This is a genomic window from Bacillus sp. LR--39 (assembly GCF_053613335.1).
The window spans coordinates 1-655 of sequence record NZ_JBSIOT010001021.1 but is presented as its reverse complement, the minus strand read 5'-3'; the positions used below and the strand labels follow the sequence as shown (position 1 = coordinate 655).

The 655-nt window shown below is 51.8% G+C and carries 1 protein-coding gene; it reads right to left on the bottom strand.

The genetic code is table 11. The features are described 5' to 3' along the window. Positions 1-655: transketolase (locus ACWHAR_RS28160; RefSeq protein ID WP_452088580.1), on the bottom strand; the 655-nt coding region annotated here is incomplete at both ends.

Genomic DNA, 655 nt, shown 5'->3' with positions numbered 1-655 from the left:
GATCATGCGGTTTTGCTCTTCATTTGCTCTAATGTGGTGGCTGTTCTCCATTTTTTCAAAATAAGGGATGCCCTTTCCCTTCACCGTATCAAGGATGACGGCAACCGGCCTTTCCCGCTGGGCTTCGCCTCTTTTGACCGCACGATAAATCGCTTCCGGTTCGTGTCCGTTTACCCTTTCGGAATAAAACCCGAAGGCTCTAAATTTGCTGACAAAATCCAGCGGATCGATAATCTCTTTCGTCGGGCCGTCCAGCTGTTGTTTATTATCATCCACAAACACATAAAGATTGCGGAGCTTATGGTGCGCCGCAAATTGGATCGCTTCCCAGCATTGGCCTTCGTTCAGCTCCCCGTCGCCGACAATGACAAAGGTGCGGTTAGCGCGTCCTGAAAGCTTGTGCGACAGCGCGACTCCTGCTGCAGCCGAGATCCCCTGGCCCAGCGACCCGGTCGTCATATCGACTCCCGGTGTTAAATTTCGGTCAGGGTGCGACGGAAGAGCTGTGCCGTTTTGGTTTAGCGTATAGAGCACATCTTCTTCAAAATAGCCGGAAAGATGAAGCGCTGCATATAAGGCGGGGCCGCCGTGCCCTTTTGAAAGGATAAAGAAGTCCCGATCTTCCCACGACGGATTGGCAGGATCTATTTTCATC